Source organism: Bradyrhizobium sp. SZCCT0231 (assembly GCF_018130245.1).
Lineage (GTDB): Bacteria > Pseudomonadota > Alphaproteobacteria > Rhizobiales > Xanthobacteraceae > Bradyrhizobium > Bradyrhizobium japonicum_F.
In genome coordinates this window covers 1-21,082 of sequence record NZ_JAFCKP010000018.1, presented here as the reverse complement: position 1 = coordinate 21,082, position 21,082 = coordinate 1, and the positions used below count along the sequence as shown (strand labels likewise).

The window sequence follows — 21,082 nt, the reverse complement described above, 5'->3', positions numbered from 1 at the left end:
GGCCCGCGAGCGCGCTAGAACGAGATCTTGAATTGCTTGATCTTGCGATAGAGCGTGGCCCGGCTGAGTTTCAGCGCGTGCGCTGCCTCGGTGACGCGGCCACCGTGCTTGCGCAGGGCCTCGACGATCGTCGCGCGCTCGGCCGCTTCGAGATCGGGCTCCGCAGCCCGCCCACCAAACGGTGGCAGATCGAGGTCGGTGTCGGCGATGACACCGTCTTCCGCCGTGCACCCCGCGAGCCGGAGCACGTGGCGGAGCTGGCGCATGTTGCCGGGGAACGGATAGGCCGCGAGCTGCGACCAGGCCTCGTCCGACAGCCGGCAATTCGGCGCCTCCTCGCGCGCGATCTGGCGGATGATGTCGGCGCGGTCGGCACGCTCGCGCAGGGCCGGCAGGCGGACCTCCATGCCGCGCAGGCGGAAATAGAGGTCGGCGCGGAAGGCACCCTCTTCCGCCATGCGGCCGAGATCGCGGTGGGTGGCGCTGATCAGGCGAATGTCGACGGCGACAGGCTTGAGCGCGCCGAGCGGCCAGACCTCGCGGTTTTCCAAAACGCGCAGCAGGCGCGTCTGGAGCGCAATGGGCATATCGCCGATCTCGTCGAGGAACAGCGTGCCGCCATCGGCCTGCACGATCAGGCCCTTCGAGCCCTCGCGCCGCGCGCCTGTGAAGGCGCCGGCCTCGTAGCCGAACAGTTCGGCGTCGATCAGACTCTCCGGCATCGCCGCGCAATTCAGTGCGACGTAATTGTTGCGCGCACGATTGCTCGCCGCATGAATAGCGCGCGCGAACACGTCCTTTCCGACGCCGGTCTCGCCATGCAGCAACACCGGCAGATTGTGATCACCGATGCGCGCGAGCCGGTTCACGCTCTTGATCAGGCCGGGATCGCGGCCGGCGAGCCGATGCAGCGCATCGAAGCGGTCGACCGGCGCATCGCGGCGCGGCGCATGCGCCTTTGCACGCATCGGCGGGGCGACATGCCCCTGGCCCAACGGACTGCCATCCGCGCGACGCAGCTCGACGAGTTCATCCGTACCATGCGTGGCATGATGATCGAACTTGACGTAGCGCGACAGATCGATGCCGGAGGCGATCATGCCGTCGGTGAGACCCAGCAGGGCACGCGCGGAACGGCAGGCGCCGACGACGCGCCGGTCGTCGTCATAGGCGATGAGGCCACTGCCGCCGTCCCCGGGCACGGTGGCGATCCAGGCGTTGCGGAAATGGCCACGGAAGATCGCGCCTTCCATCCGCCGCGTCGCCTCCATCGTCACCGCGAGCGCGAGCTGATGTGCGGCGCGCTCCAGATCCTCGCGGCAGGAGGTGATGTTGATGGCACCGGCGAGCCGCCCGGCCTGGTCGAACAGCGGCGCCACGGCGCAGGAGAACATGTGCCACTGCGCCCGAAAATGCTCGTCGCGATGCACCAGGATCGGCTTCTCCTCGGCGAGCGCGGTCCCTAGCCCGTTAGTGCCCTCGAACGTCTCGGCGAAATTCGAGCCGGTGTAGATCTTCCAGTCCAGAAACATCCTTGCGTCGGCTTCGCCCGGCAGGCGGCTGAACAGCATGGTCGCGTTCGCATCCGCGAGATTGACGCAGTAGCCGGCGTCGCGCAGCACACGAGCGAGATCGTCGAGCTCGGGCATTGCGAGCCTGATCGTCTCCTCCATCGGTTCGGCGACATGCCGGATTTCGGCTTCGGTCAGCGTCTGCGGCGGGCCCTGGCGGGCCGGATCGAGCTTGTGATTGACGAGGCACCGCCGCCAGGAATTGGCGATCCGCGAAGAGGCATCGACGTCGGCCAAGCGGTCAGTAACCTGATTGGCGACGGACAAGACACGGGCGACATGATTCGAGGCCGAAAGGCTGGCCATCGCGGACGTCTCCACCCTGTTATTGTGCAAAGTCTGGCACCACAGGCGGGGATGTCAATCGGGAACCGGGAACGGGGACTCGGTGTGCTGTCTCTTCTCATCATTCCGGGGCGATGCGAAGCATCGAACCCGGAATGACGGGGAGTGAATCATCAAAATTGCTGCACCGCCCTCACCACGTGTCGATGCACGGCCGCTTCTTCGCTGTCCTCGCCGACGGCTTCGGCACGGAGCGCAGGCCCGCCATGATCCACCGCCGCGTCTCGGCGGGGTCGATGACGTTGTCGATCTCGAACACGGATGCGATCGAGACCGCCTTGCCGTTGGCGTAGAGCTCGGCGACCTTGTTGCGGTAATAGGTCTCGCGCTCTTCGGGATCGGCGATCGCCTCCATCTCCTTGCGGAAGCCGAGGCGGACATAGCCCTCCAGGCCCATGCCGCCGAACTCGCCTGTCGGCCAGGCCGCGGTGAAGAACGAGGCGTGGAAGCCGCCGCCGATCATCGACTGCGCCCCCAGGCCATAGCCCTTGCGCAGCACGATCCCGAACAGCGGCACGGTGAGGCTCGCGCCGGTCACGAACATGCGCGAGACGTGGCGCACGATCGCAGTCTTCTCCGCTTCGGGGCCGACCATGAAGCCTGGCGTGTCGCAAAGCGAGACGATCGGCAGATCGAAGGCGTCGCACAGCTGGAGGAAGCGTGCGGCCTTGTCGCCGGCATCGGCATCGATCGCGCCGCCGAGATGGCGCGGATTGTTGGCGATCAGGCCGAACGGTTTTCCTTCGATGCGGATCAGCGCGGTGATCATGCCGACGCCGTAATCGCGGCGCAGCTCCAGCACGCTGTCCTTGTCGGCGACGAGGTCGATCACGCTGCGGATGTCGTAGACGCGCAGCCGGTTCTCAGGGATCGCGCGGCGCAAGAGGCGCTGGTCGGCGGCTTCCCACTCCGTCACCGCGCCCTGGAAATAGGACAGATACTTCTGCGCGACGGATGTCGCCTCCTCTTCGTCCTCGACCAGGATGTCGATGACGCCGTTCGGCGACTGGAACGCAACAGGGCCGACCTCGGCCGGGTGGTAGACGCCGAGCCCGCCGCCCTCGATCATGGCGGGACCGCCCATGCCGATCGAGGCGTTCTTGGTGGCGATGATGACGTCGCAGCAGCCGAGCATCGCGGCATTGCCCGCAAAGCAATAGCCGGAAACGACGCCGACGACAGGCACCAGGCCGGAGAGCCTTGCGAACTGCACGAAGGACGGGCCGTCGAGGCCGGTCATGCCGAGCCGGTCGGTATCGCCGGGCCGGCCGCCGCCGCCTTCGGCATAGAACACCATCGGCACGCGCCAGTCTTCCGCGAGCGTCAGCATGCGGTCGATCTTCTTGTGATTCATGTGGCCCTGCGTGCCCGCGAGCACGGTGTAGTCATAGGCCACGACGATGCAGCGTGCGCCTTCCGGCCCGAATTTCTCGGCGTTGACGGTGGCGACGCCCATGACCAGGCCATCGGCCGGTGTGTTCTTGATGAGATCGTCGAGCTTGCGCCGGCGCCGCTGCGCCGCGATCGCAAGGCTGCCGTACTCCATGAAGGAGCCGTCGTCGACGAGCTGGGCGACATTCTCGCGCGCGGTGCGCTGGTTGGTGTTGCGGCGGCGTTCGACCGAGGCGGGGCGGTTGTCGTCGAGCGTGTTGGCCTGGCGCGCGATCAGCTCGGCGAGATCGGGGCGAATGTGATCGAGATCGACATCGGCTTCCGCCGCCGTGCTATCAGCGGCGACGTCGAGCGGCTCGAGATACAGGATCGGCTCGCAATGCAACAGCGTGACGCCGTCGCCGGCGACGAGCTTCATGACGCGGCCGCCCTGCTCAGCCATGACCAGATGCTCCATCTTCATGGATTCGATCACGGCGAGCTGCTGGCCGGGGCGGACGATCTCGCCTTGCTTCACCTGGATGGTGACGATGGTTCCTTGCAACGGGGCCGCGACCATCACCGCGCCTTCCGGCACGGCCTGCGCAACGCGCGCCTCCGCGCCGTCGCCACCGCTGCGCTCGGTCGCGGCGAAGTAGAGCGGCTTGGCCGCGCCGTCGGCGGCATCGACGAGCTTTGCGACATTGCGGTCGATGAAATCGGTCGCGATGCGGTTGGTCCTGAAATCGGAATGCGCGAGCACCGCCTGGAGGAAGGCGATGTTGGTAACGACGCCGTCGATCCGGAACTCGCGCAAGGCGCGCGAGGCTTTTGCGACCACGTCATGCCAGGCCTCGCCCGGCGTGTGCACGATCACCTTGGCCAGCAGCGAATCGAAGGCCGCACTGGTCTTGTAGCCGGCATAGCCAAAGCTATCGACGCGGACGCCCGGGCCCGACGGCGGCTCGAACACCGCAAGCACGCCGCCGGTCGGATGCGTCGCGCCGGTCTCATCCAGCGTCTCCATGTTGACGCGAAGCTGCATGGCATGGCCGCGCGGCTTCGGGATCGATCCCTGCGCAAGACCCAGCGCGGCCAGCGTGCTGCCTGCAGCGACCGCGAGCTGGGCGCGAACGAGATCGAGGCCGAGCACCTCTTCCGTGACGGTGTGCTCGACCTGAAGCCGCGGATTGGCCTCGATGAAGGCAAAGCTGTCCTCGGCGGTGCCATCCACCAGGAACTCGAACGTGCCGAGATTGTCGTAAGACGCCGCACTCGCCAGTTGCTTCGCCGCCTCGATGATGCGGCCGCGCAAGGGATCGCTCAGCGACGGGCTCGGCGCCACCTCGATCAGCTTCTGGTGGCGACGCTGGATGGTGCATTCGCGCTCCCAGAGATGGGAGATCGCACCATGGCGGTCGCCGATGACCTGGACCTCGATGTGACGCGCCTGCCGGATCAGCCGCTCGGCATAGACGCCGTCGAAACCGAACGCAGCCTTGGCCTCCGACTGGCAGCGTGCATAGGCCTCGGCGAGATCGGACGCATTCTCGACGATGCGCATGCCGCGGCCACCGCCGCCGGCCATCGCCTTGATCACGATCGCAGCGTTGCTGCCGAGCGAGGCGAAGAACGCCGTGATCTCCTCGAGGCTCGACGGCCCGCTGGTGCCGGCAATGATCGGCACGCCGCAGCGCTTTGCCAGTTGCCGGGCCGCAACCTTGTCTCCGAACAGTTCGAGTGCCGTCGCCTTCGGCCCGACGAAGACGATGCCGGCGTCAGCGCAGGCTTTCGCGAACGCTGCATTCTCGCTGAGGAAGCCGTAGCCGGGATGCACGGCATCGCAACCGGCAGCCTTCGCGGCCTTCACCACGGCCTCGATGTCGAGATAAGCCCGGGCGCCGCGGCCGGGGATCTCGACCGCCTCGTCGGCAACGCGCACGTGCAGCGACAGCGCATCGTCGGCGGGATGGATCGCAACTGTCGCGATGCCGGCGTCGGCCGCCGCGCGCGCGATGCGGATGGCAATCTCGCCGCGATTGGCAATCAGGAGCTTCTTGAACGACATCGTCTCTCTCACTCAGACAGCAGCAGGAAGATTCGGATTGAGGTCCTGCTTCTTCACCTTGCCCGTCGCCGTCAGCGGCAGGGCTTCGATAATACGCACTTCCGGGACTTTGTAGACGGCCATCCGCTCGGCGCACCAGGCGCGCAAACCCTCCGCGGAGATGGTGCCGACCGCCTCCGGCTTGAGCTGGATATAGGCGACCGGCACCTGGCCCTTGTCGGGATCGTCGCGCCCGACCACGCCCGAGCCCAGTACCTTCGGATGCTGCCCGAGCAGCGCCTCGATCTCCGGCGGGAATACGCTCATGCCTTTGACCTTGAGCATCTCCTTGCGGCGGCCGAGGAAGTGCAGAAAACCGTCCTTGTCGATGGTGCCGATGTCGCCGGTGCGCAGCCACCCATCGATCAGCGACTCCGCGGTCGCCTCCGGCTTGTTCCAGTAGCTCTTGAGCAGCGATGGAGTGCGCACGCGGATCTCGCCTTCCGCGCCGAGCGGCAACAGCGCGCCGGTCTCGAAATCGGTGATCTTGAACTCGGCGCCGGGGACCGGCAGGCCGACGAAGATCGGCTGGTTGTTGAGATCGAAATCGTCGTCCTGGAAACCGGCGGTAAACGTGTTGGAGGTGTGGGTCTCGGTCATGCCCCAGGCGGCCTCCATCAGGATCGTGCCGGTGAGGTCCTTCCAGCGCTTGCGGTAGTCGGCATTGAGCTTCTTGACGAAGGAAACGACGCGCACCTGCTTCAGCGACGACAGGTCGAACTCGCTCCAGCGCGGATGGTCCATCAGTTCGACCGCGCCGTCGACCGGCATTGCCGTGATCGTGACCTTGTACTTGTCGATCGCGGCCATGGCGCCGACGGCGTCCCAGCGCGCGAGCAGAACCAGCGTCGCGCCGGAGAACAGCGGGAAGATCAGGCCGAAATTCTCACCTGCGATCCAGAACTCCGGAAAGAACGACAAGAATACGCTGCTCTCGTCCGACAGCACCGAGATGCCGTAATTGGCGGCCGCCGTATAGACCATGTCGCGATGGGTATGGACGCAGCCCTTGGGCATGCCGGTGGTGCCGCCGGTGTAGTTGAGCGCGGCGACATCATCGAGGCCGGGCGGCGGCAGCGGCGTGGGTGCCGGCATCGCCGCAAGCGCCGGCAACAGATCGGTCGCGCCCGGGACCGCGATACGCGGTGCGCGGATCGAGTCGGGTGTCGGAAATGCCGGCGTTGCCGGCACCACATCGGCAAAGCTGGTGACGATGACCTCGCGCAGCCGCACCTCGCCTTTCACCTGCTCGACGACGGGAATGAGCTGGTCCAGCGCCACGATCACGTCGGCCTGGGTGTCGTTGAGCTCGTAAGACAGCTCGAAGGCGCGCGACAGCGGGCTGACGGGGACGTGGACCGCACCGAGCTTCAGGATGCCGAAGAATACGATGTGGAATTGCGGACAATTCGGCAGGAAGACGGCGACACGATCGCCCTTGCGCACGCCCTTCGCCTGCAACAGCGCCGCGAAGCTGTCGCTCTGCCGGTCGAGATCGGCGTAGGTGGTGACATGCCCGTAGAAGATCACGGCGGGTCGCGCGGGACTGCGCTTCGCCCAGGCGCGCAGATATTCCGTCAGGGGAACTTCGCCGTGCAGATAGTTCGGCGAGCGCGGCATGTCCTTCGGCCAGGCCTTGTCCCACAGGCCCCGCAAGGCGGCGAGGTAATCCTTCTCGTTGAGGCCTGCACTCATGGCGTCTTTCCCGTGCTGTTTTTCCTTTCGCGGCGGCACGCAACGTGCCGTCGCTCGGCATCGTTACACGTCGAGCACGGCAGAGTTCATGTCAAGGAAAACAGTTTTCCGCAGCACGGCCGATGCCGCGACGCGGAAAAATCTCGCTACACCGTGACGAGACGAATGATCCGCCGCACGGCTGTCGGGATCGGCGCGATGACCGGCACGGTGAACATCGGCTGAAGCTCGCGTGCCGCTTCACCCAATGGCCCGCCGCCGATGATCACCGCCTCCGCTCCGTCCTGCGCAATGCAGGCCTCGACCGCGCCGGCAAGAGCGGTACGCAACAGCGATGGATCGAGGATCAACTCATGCGGATCGCCGTCGGCAAAGCGCGTGCCGGTGTAGTGCGATCGCAATCCCAGGGTCTCCGGCAATGCATCGATCTTCGCCTTCAGCAGCGGCGTCGTGGTCGCCACGCCGAACCGGCGACCGTTCTCGGCAACTTCCAGCATCGCGGATTCGCCGATGCCCACGGCCGGCAGCTTCATCGCCGCCTTGATCCCGGCGAGACCGGGATCACCGAATGCCGACACGATGATGCCGTCGCACTCACAGCTGTTGGCATGCGCGATCTCCTCGACCTCCGGCGCAGCCGTCTCCAGCGCATCCGCCGACACGATCATCGTGGGCGCACGCTTCGCCGTGGCGCCGACAATGTCGAAACCATCGCCGGCAGAAGACCTGGCAATCGCCACCATCATCGCGGTGGTCGCCTTATTACTGTTTGGATTGATCAGAAGGATGCGCCGGCCGGCCATGCTATCCCCCCGCCCGCACTCGCGCGCCGATCTCCCGGAAGATCGCGGTGAGCTCGTCGACCTCGTCCTCGCCTTCCTTCGGCCGGATCCGCTGCTCCATCTCCTCGATGTGATGACGCATGGCATGGATCGCGCCGGCCTTGTCGCGGGCGAGGATCAACGCGCCAATGTCGGGATGCGCGTCGGGCGAGCAATCCGGCTCGCCCGGCTGCTCGAAGGTCGCGATCGCCAGCGACGTCCGCAGCATCAGCTCGCGCGACATTTCCAGCAGCACGCGGTTGCCCGCGAGCTTGGCGACCAGAATGTGGAATTCCGCCGTCAGCGACAGCGAGGCCCAGCGGTCGTTGCGATCGTGGCGCGCCTCGCGCTCCATATGCGCCTTCAGCTCGGCCTTGCCGGTTTTGTCCAGCCGGTCGATCGCGGCGCTCACAGCCGCGGTCTCGACGATGCGGCGCGCGGCAAAGATATCCTGCGCCTCCTCCCAGCTCGGCCGATACACGAAGGCGCCCCGGTTGGGGATCTGCATCACCACCTTGCGCGAGGCGAGATGGGATAGCGCCTGGCGGATGTGAATCCGCGTGGTGCCGAACGCCGTTGCAAGCCTGTCCTCGCCGAGCTTGGCGCCGGGCTTGAGCCGCTTCTGGCTGATTGCGGTCAAGATGCCCTGCACCACCGGATCGTCGTCGATGCTGCGCGGATCGACGGCCTCCGGCTCCCTGTGCTTCGGCTCGGAGCGCTTCGGCTTGCGCTTGAGGGGACGGGTTCGCTTCATCCGTCGCTTTTACAAGATTCTGGAACGTTGCCGCAGCCCATTTTTTATACAAACACGACAACACAATGTCCACAATATATACAGATAATTGGCGCCAATATTTGGCGCCAAAAAATTAGCACAACGTCTGCAATGCCTTAACGAATGGATCGCGCTGGCACGGCGATTGCTAACTCCCTTCGCGCAGGGCAACGCGAAGGATGGAGCTGGCGTTGAGCGACGTACGCGGACATTCGCTGGATCTGAGGGGCATCGGCCACGCCTTCGGCGCGACGGTCGCGCTGGACGAGATCAATCTCACCGTCGCGGCCGGCGAGCTGATCGCGCTGCTCGGGCCCTCCGGCTGCGGCAAGACCACGATGCTCCAGATCATCGCCGGCTTCCTGCGCCCGTCCAAGGGCGAGGTCCGTTTCGACGGCGCGCGGGTCGAGCACATCCCCGCCAACCGGCGTCGCATCGGCATGGTGTTCCAGAACTACGCGCTGTTTCCGCATCTGACCGTATTCGAGAACGTCGCCTACGGACTGCGCGCACGCAAGCGGCCGAACGCCGAGGTCGCCGCGAAGGTGGAACAGATGCTCGGCCTCGCGCAGATGGCGGCTTTCGCGCGAAGGCTTCCCGGAGAATTGTCCGGCGGGCAACAGCAGCGCGTGGCGCTGGCCCGGGCGCTTGCGATCGATCCGGGCCTCGTCCTGCTCGACGAGCCGTTCTCGGCGCTCGACAAGAATCTGCGCCTCGACATGCAAATCGAGATCAAGAGCCTGCTGAAGACCTTCGGCGTCACCTCCATCATCGTCACGCACGACCAGGAGGAAGCGCTGTCGATGGCCGACCGCATCGTCGTGCTCAACAAGGGGCTCATCGAGCAGATCGACAGCCCGGACGCGCTCTACGACCGCCCCGCGAGCCTGTTCATCTCGAGCTTCATCGGCCACACCAATCTTTTGCGCGGCACCGTTACCGACGCTGACCGCGTGCAGCTGGACGCCGGGCCCGAGATCGATCTCGGCCGTTCGGTTCAGCGCCGGCGCGGCACGCCTGTGACGATCTCGGTCCGGCCTGAAAACATCGCGTTCGGCGCCGAACGGCCCGGCGCCATCCCCATCACGATCCGCGCCACCGTGCCGCTCGGCGCCGTCAGCGTCACAGAGGGCGTCACCGCGAGCGGCGAGGCCGTGAAGATCAGCCAGGCGCGCGCCGCCGGCGTCGCGAAGGCGCAAGCCGGGGAAACGGCCTGGCTCGCGATCTCCGATGTCTCGCGCGTCAGCATCTTCAGCACGCCGGTCGACGACGTTTCCAAGCATTAGCAAAGGAGTGTTTGACATGAGCCTATCCCGGAGATCGCTGCTCACCTCAGGTTCGGCCGCACTTGCGGCGGCAAGCCTGGGCTGGCCGACATCATCGCGCGCGGCTTCCTCGATCGTGGCGACGACCTATCCCGGCAGCTTCGACGAAGCCTTCCGTTCGGTGGTCGGGCCGGCCTTCAAGAAGTCGAGCGACGGCGGTGTCACCTTTACGCCCCTGCTCGGCGTCGACCAGATCGGCAAGATCCAGGCCTCGCGCAACACGCCGCCCTTCGACGTCGTGCTGTTCGACGAGGGACCGCTGATCCCGGCGATCGCGAGCGGCGTGCTGGAGAAGTTTCCGGTCGAGCAGTCGAAGTCATATGCCGACATCCCGAGCGTGTTTCGCCATCCCGACGGCTACGCCCCCGTCATCACCGTGCAATTGATCGGCATCGCCTACAATCCGAAGAAGATCACGACGCCGCCGACCTCGTGGGAGGATCTCTGGAAGCCGGAATACAAGGGGCGCGTCGGCATCACCGGGCTCGGCTCGAGCCTCGGCACCGCCTTCATGGTCGAGATCGCGAAGCTGAACGGCGGCTCCGAGACCAATATCGAGCCGGCCTTCGAGGCCATCAAGAAGCTGCTGCCCAACGTCGGTGCGATCGCGGCCTCGCCCGGCGCGCTGGCTGCGCTGTTCCAGCAAGGCGAGATCGATATCGCCTTCAATTTCTGGAATAACGTCGCGCTGCTCGCCGCCAAGGGCGTCGACATTGCCTTCGCCAAGCCGAAATCCGGCGCCGTCGTGATCCGCACCAGCGCGCAGATCGTGAAGAACAGCCAGGATCCGAAAGCGGTGCTGGACTATCTCGACACGGTGATGTCGGTCGAGGCGCAAAAGGGGCTCGAGGCGGCGCCCTGGATGATGATGCCGACCAACGGCAAGGTGGCGCTGACCGGCGCCAACCTCACCGTTGCCAAGAGCGTCGACGACCTCGTCGCCAACAACGTGCTGCTCGATTGGTCCAAGTTCCAGCCGTTGCGCGGCGAATGGATCACGCGCTTCAGCAAGGAAGTGAAGATCTGAATGACGCCGGCAAGCACGAGCGCATCGCGACAAATGCCGCCGGTGATTCCACTGGCGGCGTTGTTCCTGGCCGCCTTCGTGCTGCCGCTGATTGCGCTTGTCGCGATCAGCCTGTTCCGCACGCCACAGTTCGCGGAACTGTCGCTGGCGCAATATCTGCGGTTCTTCTCCGATCCGTTCAGCATCAAGGTGCTGACGGACACGCTCTGGCTGGGGGCGGAGGTCGCACTGGCGACGCTGATCCTCGCCTACCCGCTCGCACTGGTCTATGTCGCGAGCGGCCAGTTCATGCGCACCCTGATCACCTTCCTGATCATGCTGCCGCTCTTGACCAGCACGGTGGTACGCACCTTCGCCTGGATCGTCATCCTCGGCCGCGACGGCATCGTCAATTCGGCGATGTTGTCGCTGGGGCTCTGGCAAGCCCCGGCTCGCTTGCTTTACACCTGGGAGGGCATGGTTCTGGCCCTGACGCAGATCCAGCTCCCCCTGATGGCGCTGCCTGTTATCAACAGCCTGCTGCGGCTCGACGGCAATCTGACGCGCGCGGCGGAAGGGCTCGGCGCAAGCCGCGCCCGCATCTTCATCACCGTCATCCTGCCGCTGACGCTGCCGGGCGCCATCGCCGGCTGGCTGCTCGTCTTCGCCGCCGCTGCGACCGCCTTCATCACCCAGACGCTGGTCGGCGGCGGCCGCCTCATCCTGATGCCGTCCTACATCTACCAGCAGGCGGTCGGCGTGCAGGACTGGCCGTTCTCGGCGGCGCTGTCGCTGATCTTCACGCTGGCGGTGACCGGCATCGTCTTTGCCATCGGCGCACTCTCCCGCCGCTACGTGCGAGGCGTCGATGCAGCGTAGTCTCGTCGACCGCGTCTATTCCGGCGTCATTGGTGCGATCACCGGCTTCGGCATGCTGTTGCTGCTGGCGCCGACGCTGGTCGTGCTGATCATTTCCTTCACCGGCGGTATCACGTTGAAATTCCCGCCGCCGAGCTGGTCGCTGCGCTGGTATGTCGAACTGCTGCAATCGCAGGAAATCATCGAGCCCGCGCTGACCAGCCTCAAGGTTGCCGCGGCAGCGACGATCCTTTCCGCGATACTGGGCGGCGCGGCAGCGCTTGGGCTCGCGCGCAGCAGGCTCAAGATCGCACGCGCCCTGGATGCCTTGTTTATGTCTCCGATGGTGCTGCCCGCAATGGCATTCGGCCTGTCGCTGCTGCTGGTCTTCAACCTGCTCGGCATCCGCCTGTCGGCGGCAACGCTGGTGCTCGGCCACACCATCATCTGCGTGCCCTTCGTGATCCGGATGGTCGGTGCCTCGGTACAGCAGCTCAATCCGGTGCTGGTCACCTGCTCGCTCAGCCTGGGTGCCAGCCGCTGGTACACCTTCCGGCGTATCACGCTGCCGCTGATCCGCCGCGGCATCGTCGCCAGCTGCTTCGTCGCGTTCCTCACCTCGTTCGATAATGTGCCAGTGTCGCTGTTCCTGGCCGATGCGCGGACCGAGGTGCTGCCGATCAAGCTCTGGGCCATCCTCGAAGGCAGCCTCGACGTGCGCGTCGCCGCGGTCTCCGGCGTCATCGTGCTGCTGACTCTGGCCGGCCTCGTCTGCGCCGAGATCTTCGGCGGCGTCAGCCGCCAGATCGGGAGCCGCTGACCATGCCGATCGAACGCGATCTTCGCGGATATGGCCGAGCCCGACCCGGCATCGTCTGGCCCAACGGCGCCCGCGTTGCGGTGTCGCTGGTGGTGAATTTCGAGGAAGGCGCCGAGCTCGCGATCGAGCAGGGCGATGCGGAGACGGAGCGCTATGGCGAGGTCGCCTCGACTTCGCCGCCGGGCGTGCGCGATCTCGTGCAGGAACAGGTGTTCGACTACGGCATGCGCGCCGGCCTGTGGCGCTTCCTCGATGCCTTCACTGAGGCCAAAGTCCGTTCCACCTTCATGATGTGCGGCCGCACCGTCGAGCGCGTGCCTGAGCTTGCCCGCGCCGTGGTCGAGGCCGGCCACGAGCCGGCGGTGCATGGCTGGCGCTGGCTGCCGCACACGCTCTATGGCGATGCCGGGACCGAGCGTCGCGACATCGAAAGGACGCGCGACGTCATTGCGCGTGCGACCGGCGTCACGCCGGTCGGCTTCATGTCACGCGGCAGCCAGAGCGCGTGGACCCGCGACCTCCTGACCGAGCTCGGCTTCGCCTACGATTCCAATGCGCTCGACGACGATTTGCCCTATTGGAGCCGGTCGCCACGGGGATCGATGCTGGTCCTGCCCTACGGCTTCGACACCAACGACATGAAGTTCTTCCATCCGAACGGGTTCGTGCAGCCGGAGGATTTTTCGAACTATGTCAGCGCCGCACTCGGGACGCTGGTCGAGGAGGCCGAGCGCGGTCGTTCGGCGATGCTATCGATCGGCCTTCACCTGCGCATTTGCGGCCGACCTGCGCGCTTCCGCGCGGTGAAGACCATTCTGGCCGAGCTGGCGCGGCTGGAGGGCCGGGTCTGGGTCGCAACACGCGCCGACATCGCGGCGCATTTTCGTGAAGTCGCGCGCTAGGCCGGTCTCCGCGGTCGCCTCCGTGACGCCGGAGATATTTTGCCCCGCAATTCCGCGGGAGAGCTGCCGGCATGCAGCATCGGAGATACGAATTCTTCCAATCTAGAACACCTCGACATCGCCTCTCCGAGCGTTGACTTGGAGAGGTCTCTGGCAGAACGATCGGCGCAGATCATCCGCGCCAGCGCTGGCGTGGGCGCAGCCAAAGGCCGGAGGCTCCATGCATCAATCGACACATACCGGGCACCTCGACCTCCCCGCGCTGAGCGCAGCGGAGCGGCTCTTCATCTGGGGATTTCGGGCGAAGGCACGCAATGGAGGCGCCGTTCCCACCGCAGCCGACATCAAGCAGGTGTACGACCATTTCCGCGTCGGCGACGCCGTGCCCTCGCTGGAGTCCATCATCGAGATCTTCGCCTGCACGGCCCATACCGCCATCGAAGTGCACTGCCCGACTTGTCCACGCATGTCGGACAGCGAGCACGGAATTCTGCGCGCCATCGCCGCGGCACAACAGGACCGCGTCGATGTCGCCCGCGAACAGTTCGAGCGCTGGCTGCCGCCGGTCGGCGCCGATTGGGCGCTCGCGCCGGTCCAGGGGCTTGCAACGATCTTCCGCACGGCCGGTCTCATCCTGCCCGACCGGCACGTGCGGTCTCTCGACCATGACCGGATGATGACGATGCAGAGCTGGCTGGTCGGAAGCCCCACGCTGCATTGACGAGAACATTCATGATGCAGGATGCATGCGATTCCGTGGCATCGGACGCCGGCCAGTCGCAGCTCTGTCCGCTCCAGGCCGCGCTTGCGGCGCCACGAAGCGTCGAGAGCTACGATGATTTCTGCCGCGTCGCGCTGTCGCTGTTCCGCTTCATCGGAGCGGCCTATGCGACCGGAGCCTCCGATTGTTGGGAAGCGGCCTATCGCTTTGCCGACGAGGCGCCCGGCATCGCCGACAGTCCGCTGCTGGTCGCCCGGGCCGCGGCCCTCGTCAGGATCCTGCGCGGCGGCCGGCCATGCGAGCTGTGCTTCATGCCGCCGTCCTGCAGGCGCCTTTCCAAGGACGAGGCGGAATTGATGCGCCTGCTGGCGGTCGCCCGCAACAAGCAGCCTGGGGAACTCGAGTCCGTGGTCTGCCAGTTCGTCGGCTCCGGGAAAGAGGATGCGACCACGCGGGCGGTCAACGCGCTGGCCTGCTGCTGACACCTAACCTCCCTTCTCGAGCACGAGATCGATCGTGTGGCTTGCGATCTTGCGCAGCTGGGCTTCGTCGCCATAGGCGCGCTCGAGCACGGCGAGGCCACGCGTCACCGTGATGATGTGCAGCGCTGCGGCCGCCGGATTGCCCTTGAACTCGCCACGCTTGGCGCCGGCCGACAAGGTGTCCTGAACCAGCGCGGTGATGCGCGAGATGAGGTGCGCGAAGGCCTGGCGCGCTTCTTCATCCAGCCCCTCGCCTTCCGCCGCGCCGAGCTCCATTAGGCCGCGCGTGGTCGGGCATCCCCGCGGCGGCGAGCCGGATCGGAAATTGGTGATCGTCAGGTCGAAGAATGCGGTGAGGCGTTTGCGCAAAGACCCCGTCCCGAGCGCCTTTTGCAGGGCGAGCAGATAGTCGCCCGCGTAGCGCTCATAGGCCTGCAGGAACAGCGCTTCCTTGCTGCCGAAGGCATTGTAGAGGCTGCCGCGCTGCACGCCGGCGTCGCGCGCGATGTCCGACAGCGAGGTGCCGCGGACGCCCTTGCGCCAGAACTGGTCGAACGCGATGCGCAGAACATCGTCATGGTCGAACTCGCGCGGTCTCAAATGTTGCTCCTCAAAGTATTTGACACGACGTCAAGAACATGTTTTCTTGACGCCACGTCAAAAACTAATTGGGATTGATATCCCGTTTCGTCAATAAGCCGACGGCCGGCGCGGATCATGTGCCTGGCCGATCAGGCCCGCATGCAGAGGGACGTACGATGCCTCTCCTCCACATCTCGATGCGCGCCGGAAAGCCGGACGCCTACCGTCAGGCCATCCTCGACAGTCTCTACCGCGCCATGCGCGAGGCGCTGAACGTGCCCGAAGGCGACGAGTTCATGACCATCAGCGAGCTTTCGCCCGCAAACTTCCGCTGCGGCAATGCCTACGGCGTCACGCGCAGCGAGGACGCCGTGCTGATCCAGATCACCGTGTTCGCCTCGCGCACCCCCGAGCAGAAGAAGGCGCTGTACCGGCGCATCGCCGAGCGGCTCGGCGAGAGCCCGGGCATCCGGCCCGAGGACGTGTTCGTGAACGTGCTCGACGTCCCCAAGGAGAACTGGTCGGTCGGGCACGGCGTCGCGCAATTCGCCTGAAACGGCCGAGCGCGGAATCGCCGGCGCCCTCTTGAGAATTGCCGGCCGGAAGGGTCTGATGGGGTGCGGAGCAAGCCTCCGCCGAGCCGAACCCGGGACCTGAACGGAATGACCATGTCGGTCGAGCAATTGTGGAGCCTGCCGGAGACCGCGCTGATCGGCGCCTATGCCGAGGCGCGGCGCCGCTACGCAGAGAAGAAATTCGAGCGCGACACCCAGCGCGCGCGGCTGGAATGGATGCGCGCAAAGCTGTTCGTCAACACGTCCGGCGGTGTGACCGAACGCAGGATGGCGGTCGACGTGTCGGAGGAGCTGGCGCGCAAGGGCCAGGAGGTGCGCGAGATGACGCGCGACCTCGACATGCTGAAGATCGACGTCGACGTGATCGACACGATGATCCAACTGCGCGGCGCCCACGGTGCTCCCCCGATCCATGCGGACGAGACGGCCGAGAGCCCGGCCGAGCCGGAGGTTGAATGAGATGGTGGCGTTCCGCGGCAGCTGCCTGTGCGGCGAGGTCGCCTTCGAGGTCGATGGTCCGTTCGACCGTTTCCTCAACTGCCATTGCTCGCGCTGCCGCAAGGCGACCGGGACGGCGCATTCCTGCGAGGTCATCGTGAAGGCAGAGGCGCTGCGATGGCTGCGCGGTGAAGCATCCGTCGTGCGCTTCGACCTACCCAACGCGCGGAGCTTTGCCACCGCATTCTGCAAGACCTGCGGCAGCCCGATGCCGCACCTCACCCGCAGCGGGCGCGAAGCGATCATCCATGCCGGCGCGTTCGACGAGAAACTGGGAGCGACGCCCGACCGGCATGTGCAGTGGGCATCGCGCGCGGAATGGTATGTCCATGGGAATGGATTGCCCGTGGAGGATTGAGACGCCACGCGGGCTTCACTCCGCTGCAACGCACGCCTCCATGATGCCGTCGAGCTCCGCCTTCGAGAGAAGGCCGAGCTCGGCAATGAAGACGATCCGCGTCCGCGCCACGCCCGGTGCCGGCGTATCGCCGGGCGCCAGCGTCGCGCGGCCGGCGGCGAACTGAAACACTATCATGCGGCCGGGCCGCTCGATGCTCTCGAACAGTCCCTTGGCGCGCGCCAGCTTCGGCGCAAGGCTGTTGATGGCCTGCTGCAAGCGGGGCAACGAGACCGGCTTATCCGAGGTCCAGCTCAGCGTCTCGAAGCGCTCTTCTGCCGGCCGCCGCGGGCCGACCTCACGCGGCGCGGGTGCACGATCGACATCCGCGGGAAACAGCAGCGCGGCCGGAATCTCGCCATGCTGCGCATCGACCACGACGGCGGGAACACGCAGCGCGCGGATGGCCGCGCGCATCCGCACCCCCGCGCCCTCGTCCGCCAGATCCAGCTTGCTCAACGCCACGATGTCGGCGACGCGCAACTGCGACCGCTGGAGCGCGTCGTCGAGGGCGGCGGGCGGCGCCGTCGCGTCCATGACGCAGAGCACCGTCTCCAGCGGCGCCTCGCGCAGGATCACCGGGTCCATCAGATTGCGCACGATGTCGGCGGGATCGGCGACGCCGCTGGTCTCGATGACGATATGGTCGGGCTTCGGATCACGCCGCAGCAGCGTCGACAGCGTGCGCAACAGATCGCCTTCGAGCGAGCAGCAGATGCAGCCATTGGCAAGGCTGACCACGCCATCGCTCGCGCCCGCGATCAGCTCCGCATCGATGTTGATCGCGCCGAAATCGTTGACCACGGCGGCGATGCGCCGCCCCTCCGCATGCGCCAGCAGATGGTTCACGACCGTGGTCTTGCCGGCCCCCAAAAAGCCCGTCACCAGGAGAATGGGGACCGGCATGGGTCAGCCCTCGACGACGGGGCGGCGCACGGGCCTGCCCGGCCGCGCCGCCACGTCCAGCACGCCGTCGCTGATCAGCACCTGGCCGCTGACGACGAGATGCCGCACGCCTTCCGACGGGCGGTTCATCGCGGTGAAGGTCGCGCGGTCGCTGAGCTTCTCGAAGTCGAACACGACGATGTCGGCATCCGCGCCTTTCGCAAGCCGGCCCTTGGCCTGCATTGCGGGCGTGCTCTGCGAGAGGATCTCAGCCGGGGTCAGCGCGCATTTGCGCACGCCTTCCAGCAGCGACACGGCTTTGCGCTCGCGCACCCATTCGCGGATGAATTTCGTGAAGCAGCCGGCCGAGCGCGGATGCGAGGTCGCATCATCAGGCAGCGGCCAGGCATCGCCGGTATAGGTCGAGCCGTCCGACAGCGTCCACGGCATTGCGTCGGAGGCAATCGCGCCGCCGGGATAGAGCACCGACATGTCGAGCAGGTCGCGGTGATGCGCATTGTTCTCGGTGTCGAGGATGTGCCAGAGCACCAGCGAGGACGGCTCTTCGGCCTGAGCCTTGAGCAACTCCTCGCGGTCGTGGAAGCGGTAGCCGTCGGTCACGCGCTGCACGGAATCGTAAGCAGTGCCGTTGCGCTCGACGAACTGGGGATCGCTGAAGAAGGCGGCGGCCAGCACGGTCGAGCCGGTGCCGTAAGGGTAAGCCTCGACCGTGATCGGCAGGCCCTGTCCTTGCGCCTTCTCGATCAGCACGCGGCAGCGCTCGACGTCGGTCTTGCTCGACGAATTGAAATGGCAAATGTGCATGTGCGCGCCGGTGGCGCCGGCATAGCCGATCAGGCGGATATAGGCTTCAACCGCGCTCTCGGGATCGATGCGCGACATGAAGGCGACATGGGTGAAGGTCGGCACGTCCTGCTTCGCAGCGAGCTGGCACACTGCGGTCAGCTCCTGCACGCCGGCGCCCGGCGCATAGGCGTTCAGGATGCCGATACCGATGCCGCCCTCGTTGAGGCCGCGGGTGAGGCGCTCGAGGATGCCCGATACCTCCGCATCGGTTGCGACGTTGTCCATCCAGCGGCGATCGCGCATGGCGTTGCCGAACGCTTCCAGCGAGCTCTCCGCATTGGAGCCCGTCATCGCGCCGATGCGGGCAAAGGCCCAGTTGGTGGCGGCACCGTAGTTCAGCACGCGGCCCTTCCGCGCCTGGCGCTCGTACCAGGACCCGACCGGCAGCACGCCGGCCTCGAGATCGAGCGACGTGGTGACGCCGTCGAACGCCTGCATGCGGTCGGCCGGGATCGACTGGCCATGGGCGTGCAGATCGATGAAGCCGGGGGCGACCACGAGCCCAGTGGCGTCGATCACCCGCTCGGCGCCGCCGAGGCCCGTGCCGACGGCGGCGATCTTGCCATCCACCACCGCCACGTCGCCAACGGCGTCCATCCCGCTCGCGGGATCCACCACCCGGCCGCCAGAGATCACCAAACCGCTCATCTCGTCACTCCGAAAAGCTGAAAGCCAAAGGCCCCCGAAGTCCCGGCAGCTTCGGAGGATGAAACCGGCCACATCGCAGGACCGTCCCGGCGCGCATGATGCAGATTCTGGAGAGAACGACCACCGCTGCGGATGCCGATACTGCATGCGTATTGCCGCGCAGCTATCGCGAAAGCGTGCAGACAGGATGCAGTCTCGGGTTGCAACTTCGCCAATGCCAAGCTATGGGATGCACGCAATTTCAATTTCTGGAGGCGACCGTGTCTACGACTGCACGCTTCCCGGGTTCGCCGCGCGATACCTAGCGCGTCCCCCGGGATCGATACCCGGGTGAGATCACAAAACCCTACAACAGATCGAATTTTCCGCGGCCTGTCGGCGCGCGATTGCGAACTTGTGTCATGATACTCAATGTCCTGCCGGCCCCTTGTCAGGTGGCCGGACGTTCCGAGCTGCTCGAAAGGCGGCTTCGGCGATATCATCCGCGTTTCCAGGACGCCGTACGTGCCCTGGCCGCGCGGCACCCGCGCTTGGCCGACCTCGCCGCGAGCTTTCCCGCGCTCCTCTTCGCGCTGGCTGTTCCGCGGACACGGCTCGATCCAGCACGCGCGATAGCATGCGTGGTCGACGGCGCTCCCCTCGCGCAGGTCGCCGCACCTGCCGATCTGCCCATGTGGCTGCGCAAGCTGCCGCCGGAGGCATTCGTGCGCCCGGTCCCGCGCTTGCCTGACGGCGAGCTGTTTCGCCGACAGATCGCGAACCACCTTCCGCGCTCGCTCAAGCTCGCGCCGTGCTGGCTTCAGCTCGTCGCCGACACCGCCGAGCTCGCGCATGAGCCGATGGCTGCGTGGATTGCGCGTGAGTTCGTCCGCGAGCCACAGCGTGTGAGGACTGCGCGGTTGCGGCTCATCTGTCTCTGGGCGTGGTTTTCCTCTCAGCCCACGACATTGGGGCACGATCTGATCGAGAGGCCGTGGACGCCGGACCTGCGGATCGATGCCGCACGTTCGGCCGCAGAGGATTGGCGAACGATCGTTGCCTTGCACACCAACCTCGGCCGCCTGCCGATCGCCGACATGTGGCTGCGGCCCGGCCGGATGGCAGGTTACGAATTCGTGCCGCTGGATTCCATTGCCGCCATCACCGAAGAGGCAAAGGCGATGCGGAATTGCCTCAACTCCTATGGCGGCGACCTCGCACACAATCGGTCGCGGCTCTGGAGCATTCGGAAAGACGGAGAACGGGTCGCGACGTTGCGGATCGCGCGCCGCTACCGCGATCCGCTGCCGAACATCGTCGAGCTCGAAGGTCCCGGCAATGCGACGGCATCGCAGGAGCTGTGGTGGGCGGCACGTCAATGGCTGCACAAGCACGACTTGTCGCAGATCGACATGAAGCAACATGCTTGGGAAACCGCGCCGCTGGATCGCGAAAGCTGGGTGTCGCTGTGGCGGCCATACTGGCTCGCCAAGCGCCGCATTCCGGACTGGCTGCCGATGGCGGCGTCGCGCAGGGCGCTCGAAGCACTGTGAGTGGAAATGGTGCCAACGGAAGTCCATTGCAGCCCGTACGCGCTCTCGTTCTCGCGGCATGATCTGCCCGAGCTATGCTCCGCTTCACACCCCCTCCAAGGAAAGGGCGCAGGGAAGACCGCATAGGCGTTAAGTTTATTCTTGAGTGTTGGAATCACACGTGATTCCAAGGGGCATGGCAGACGAATCGCTTCTGAACGAGGACTGGACGAGAGTGGTTGCGCAGCTGGGTGGAGCTGAGCAGCTTGAGACGAGTGCGCGCCAGACGAAGGCTTTCGTGCGGCGGCGCCAAATTCCAG

19 protein-coding genes are annotated in these 21,082 nt (G+C 66.0%); 11 read left to right on the top strand and 8 right to left on the bottom strand.

Translation table 11 applies throughout. From position 1 onward, the window contains the following. Positions 1–14: 14 nt before the first annotated feature. From JQ566_RS29270 to JQ566_RS29250, 5 genes are all read right to left on the bottom strand, one after another. Positions 15–1,877, bottom strand: coding sequence for a sigma-54-dependent Fis family transcriptional regulator (locus JQ566_RS29270; RefSeq protein ID WP_212378880.1), 1,863 nt, complete (start codon positions 1,875–1,877; stop codon positions 15–17). A gap of 172 nt (positions 1,878–2,049) precedes the next feature. Continuing rightward, positions 2,050–5,355, bottom strand: a complete 3,306-nt coding sequence (locus tag JQ566_RS29265) for an acetyl-CoA carboxylase family protein (protein ID WP_212378878.1) — start codon at positions 5,353–5,355, stop codon at positions 2,050–2,052. A 12-nt stretch (positions 5,356–5,367) separates the two neighbouring features. Further along, positions 5,368–7,089, bottom strand: a complete 1,722-nt coding sequence (locus tag JQ566_RS29260; protein WP_212378876.1) for an AMP-binding protein — start codon at positions 7,087–7,089, stop codon at positions 5,368–5,370. Positions 7,090–7,235: 146 nt separating this feature from the next. After that, positions 7,236–7,892 carry an aspartate/glutamate racemase family protein gene (locus JQ566_RS29255; protein WP_212378874.1) on the bottom strand — a complete coding sequence of 219 codons (657 nt, stop codon included), beginning with the start codon at positions 7,890–7,892 and terminating at the stop codon, positions 7,236–7,238. 1 nt (position 7,893) lies between these two features. Further along, on the bottom strand, positions 7,894–8,664 hold the full coding sequence (locus JQ566_RS29250; protein WP_212378872.1) for a GntR family transcriptional regulator: 771 nt from the start codon (positions 8,662–8,664) through the stop codon (positions 7,894–7,896). Between the two features lie 200 nt (positions 8,665–8,864). On the opposite strand from JQ566_RS29250, the gene JQ566_RS29245 reads away from it, so the two are divergent. The 7 genes from JQ566_RS29245 (at position 8,865) to JQ566_RS29215 (ending at position 14,799) form a co-directional block, all read left to right on the top strand. Beyond that, complete coding sequence (locus tag JQ566_RS29245) at positions 8,865–9,971, top strand: ABC transporter ATP-binding protein (protein WP_212378870.1); 1,107 nt, start codon at positions 8,865–8,867, stop codon at positions 9,969–9,971. A 16-nt stretch (positions 9,972–9,987) separates the two neighbouring features. Then, positions 9,988–11,037, top strand: coding sequence for an ABC transporter substrate-binding protein (locus tag JQ566_RS29240; protein WP_212378868.1), 1,050 nt, complete (start codon positions 9,988–9,990; stop codon positions 11,035–11,037). After that, positions 11,038–11,895 carry an ABC transporter permease gene (locus JQ566_RS29235; RefSeq protein ID WP_212378867.1) on the top strand — a complete coding sequence of 286 codons (858 nt, stop codon included), beginning with the start codon at positions 11,038–11,040 and terminating at the stop codon, positions 11,893–11,895. Beyond that, a complete protein-coding gene (locus JQ566_RS29230) occupies positions 11,885–12,694 on the top strand; it encodes an ABC transporter permease (protein ID WP_212378865.1) in 810 nt (269 codons plus the stop codon). Before JQ566_RS29235 ends, JQ566_RS29230 begins: the two co-directional genes overlap by 11 nt. A 2-nt stretch (positions 12,695–12,696) precedes the next feature. Next, on the top strand, positions 12,697–13,596 hold the full coding sequence (locus tag JQ566_RS29225) for a polysaccharide deacetylase family protein (protein ID WP_212378863.1): 900 nt from the start codon (positions 12,697–12,699) through the stop codon (positions 13,594–13,596). A 220-nt stretch (positions 13,597–13,816) separates the two neighbouring features. Beyond that, on the top strand, positions 13,817–14,317 hold the full coding sequence (locus JQ566_RS29220; protein WP_212378861.1) for a hypothetical protein: 501 nt from the start codon (positions 13,817–13,819) through the stop codon (positions 14,315–14,317). 11 nt (positions 14,318–14,328) lie between these two features. Next, a complete protein-coding gene (locus JQ566_RS29215; protein ID WP_212378859.1) occupies positions 14,329–14,799 on the top strand; it encodes a hypothetical protein in 471 nt (156 codons plus the stop codon). A 3-nt stretch (positions 14,800–14,802) separates the two neighbouring features. Here the strand turns inward: JQ566_RS29215 and JQ566_RS29210 are convergent, their stop codons facing one another. Then, complete coding sequence (locus JQ566_RS29210) at positions 14,803–15,399, bottom strand: TetR/AcrR family transcriptional regulator (RefSeq protein ID WP_212378857.1); 597 nt, start codon at positions 15,397–15,399, stop codon at positions 14,803–14,805. A gap of 158 nt (positions 15,400–15,557) precedes the next feature. Here JQ566_RS29210 and JQ566_RS29205 point away from each other — a divergent pair, with 158 nt between their 5' ends. The 3 genes from JQ566_RS29205 (at position 15,558) to JQ566_RS29195 (ending at position 16,812) form a co-directional block, all read left to right on the top strand. Further along, the gene (locus JQ566_RS29205) at positions 15,558–15,935 is read left to right on the top strand and encodes a tautomerase family protein (protein ID WP_212378855.1); all 378 of its coding nucleotides are present in this window, start codon (positions 15,558–15,560) and stop codon (positions 15,933–15,935) included. Between the two features lie 108 nt (positions 15,936–16,043). After that, positions 16,044–16,415 (top strand): hypothetical protein, encoded by a 372-nt coding sequence (locus JQ566_RS29200; protein WP_212378854.1) that lies wholly within the window; start codon positions 16,044–16,046, stop codon positions 16,413–16,415. Between the two features lies 1 nt (position 16,416). Further along, positions 16,417–16,812: a GFA family protein gene (locus JQ566_RS29195; RefSeq protein ID WP_212378852.1), complete on the top strand. Its 396-nt coding sequence runs from the start codon at positions 16,417–16,419 to the stop codon at positions 16,810–16,812. A 15-nt stretch (positions 16,813–16,827) separates the two neighbouring features. Here the strand turns inward: JQ566_RS29195 and JQ566_RS29190 are convergent, their stop codons facing one another. Then, a complete protein-coding gene (locus JQ566_RS29190) occupies positions 16,828–17,757 on the bottom strand; it encodes a CobW family GTP-binding protein (RefSeq protein ID WP_212378850.1) in 930 nt (309 codons plus the stop codon). A 3-nt stretch (positions 17,758–17,760) separates the two neighbouring features. Next, a complete protein-coding gene (locus JQ566_RS29185) occupies positions 17,761–19,251 on the bottom strand; it encodes an amidohydrolase family protein (RefSeq protein ID WP_212378848.1) in 1,491 nt (496 codons plus the stop codon). Positions 19,252–19,871: 620 nt separating this feature from the next. Between JQ566_RS29185 and JQ566_RS29180 the strand changes: the two genes are divergently transcribed. Beyond that, positions 19,872–20,783, top strand: a complete 912-nt coding sequence (locus JQ566_RS29180; protein WP_349643365.1) for a hypothetical protein — start codon at positions 19,872–19,874, stop codon at positions 20,781–20,783. Positions 20,784–21,082: the final 299 nt, after the last annotated feature.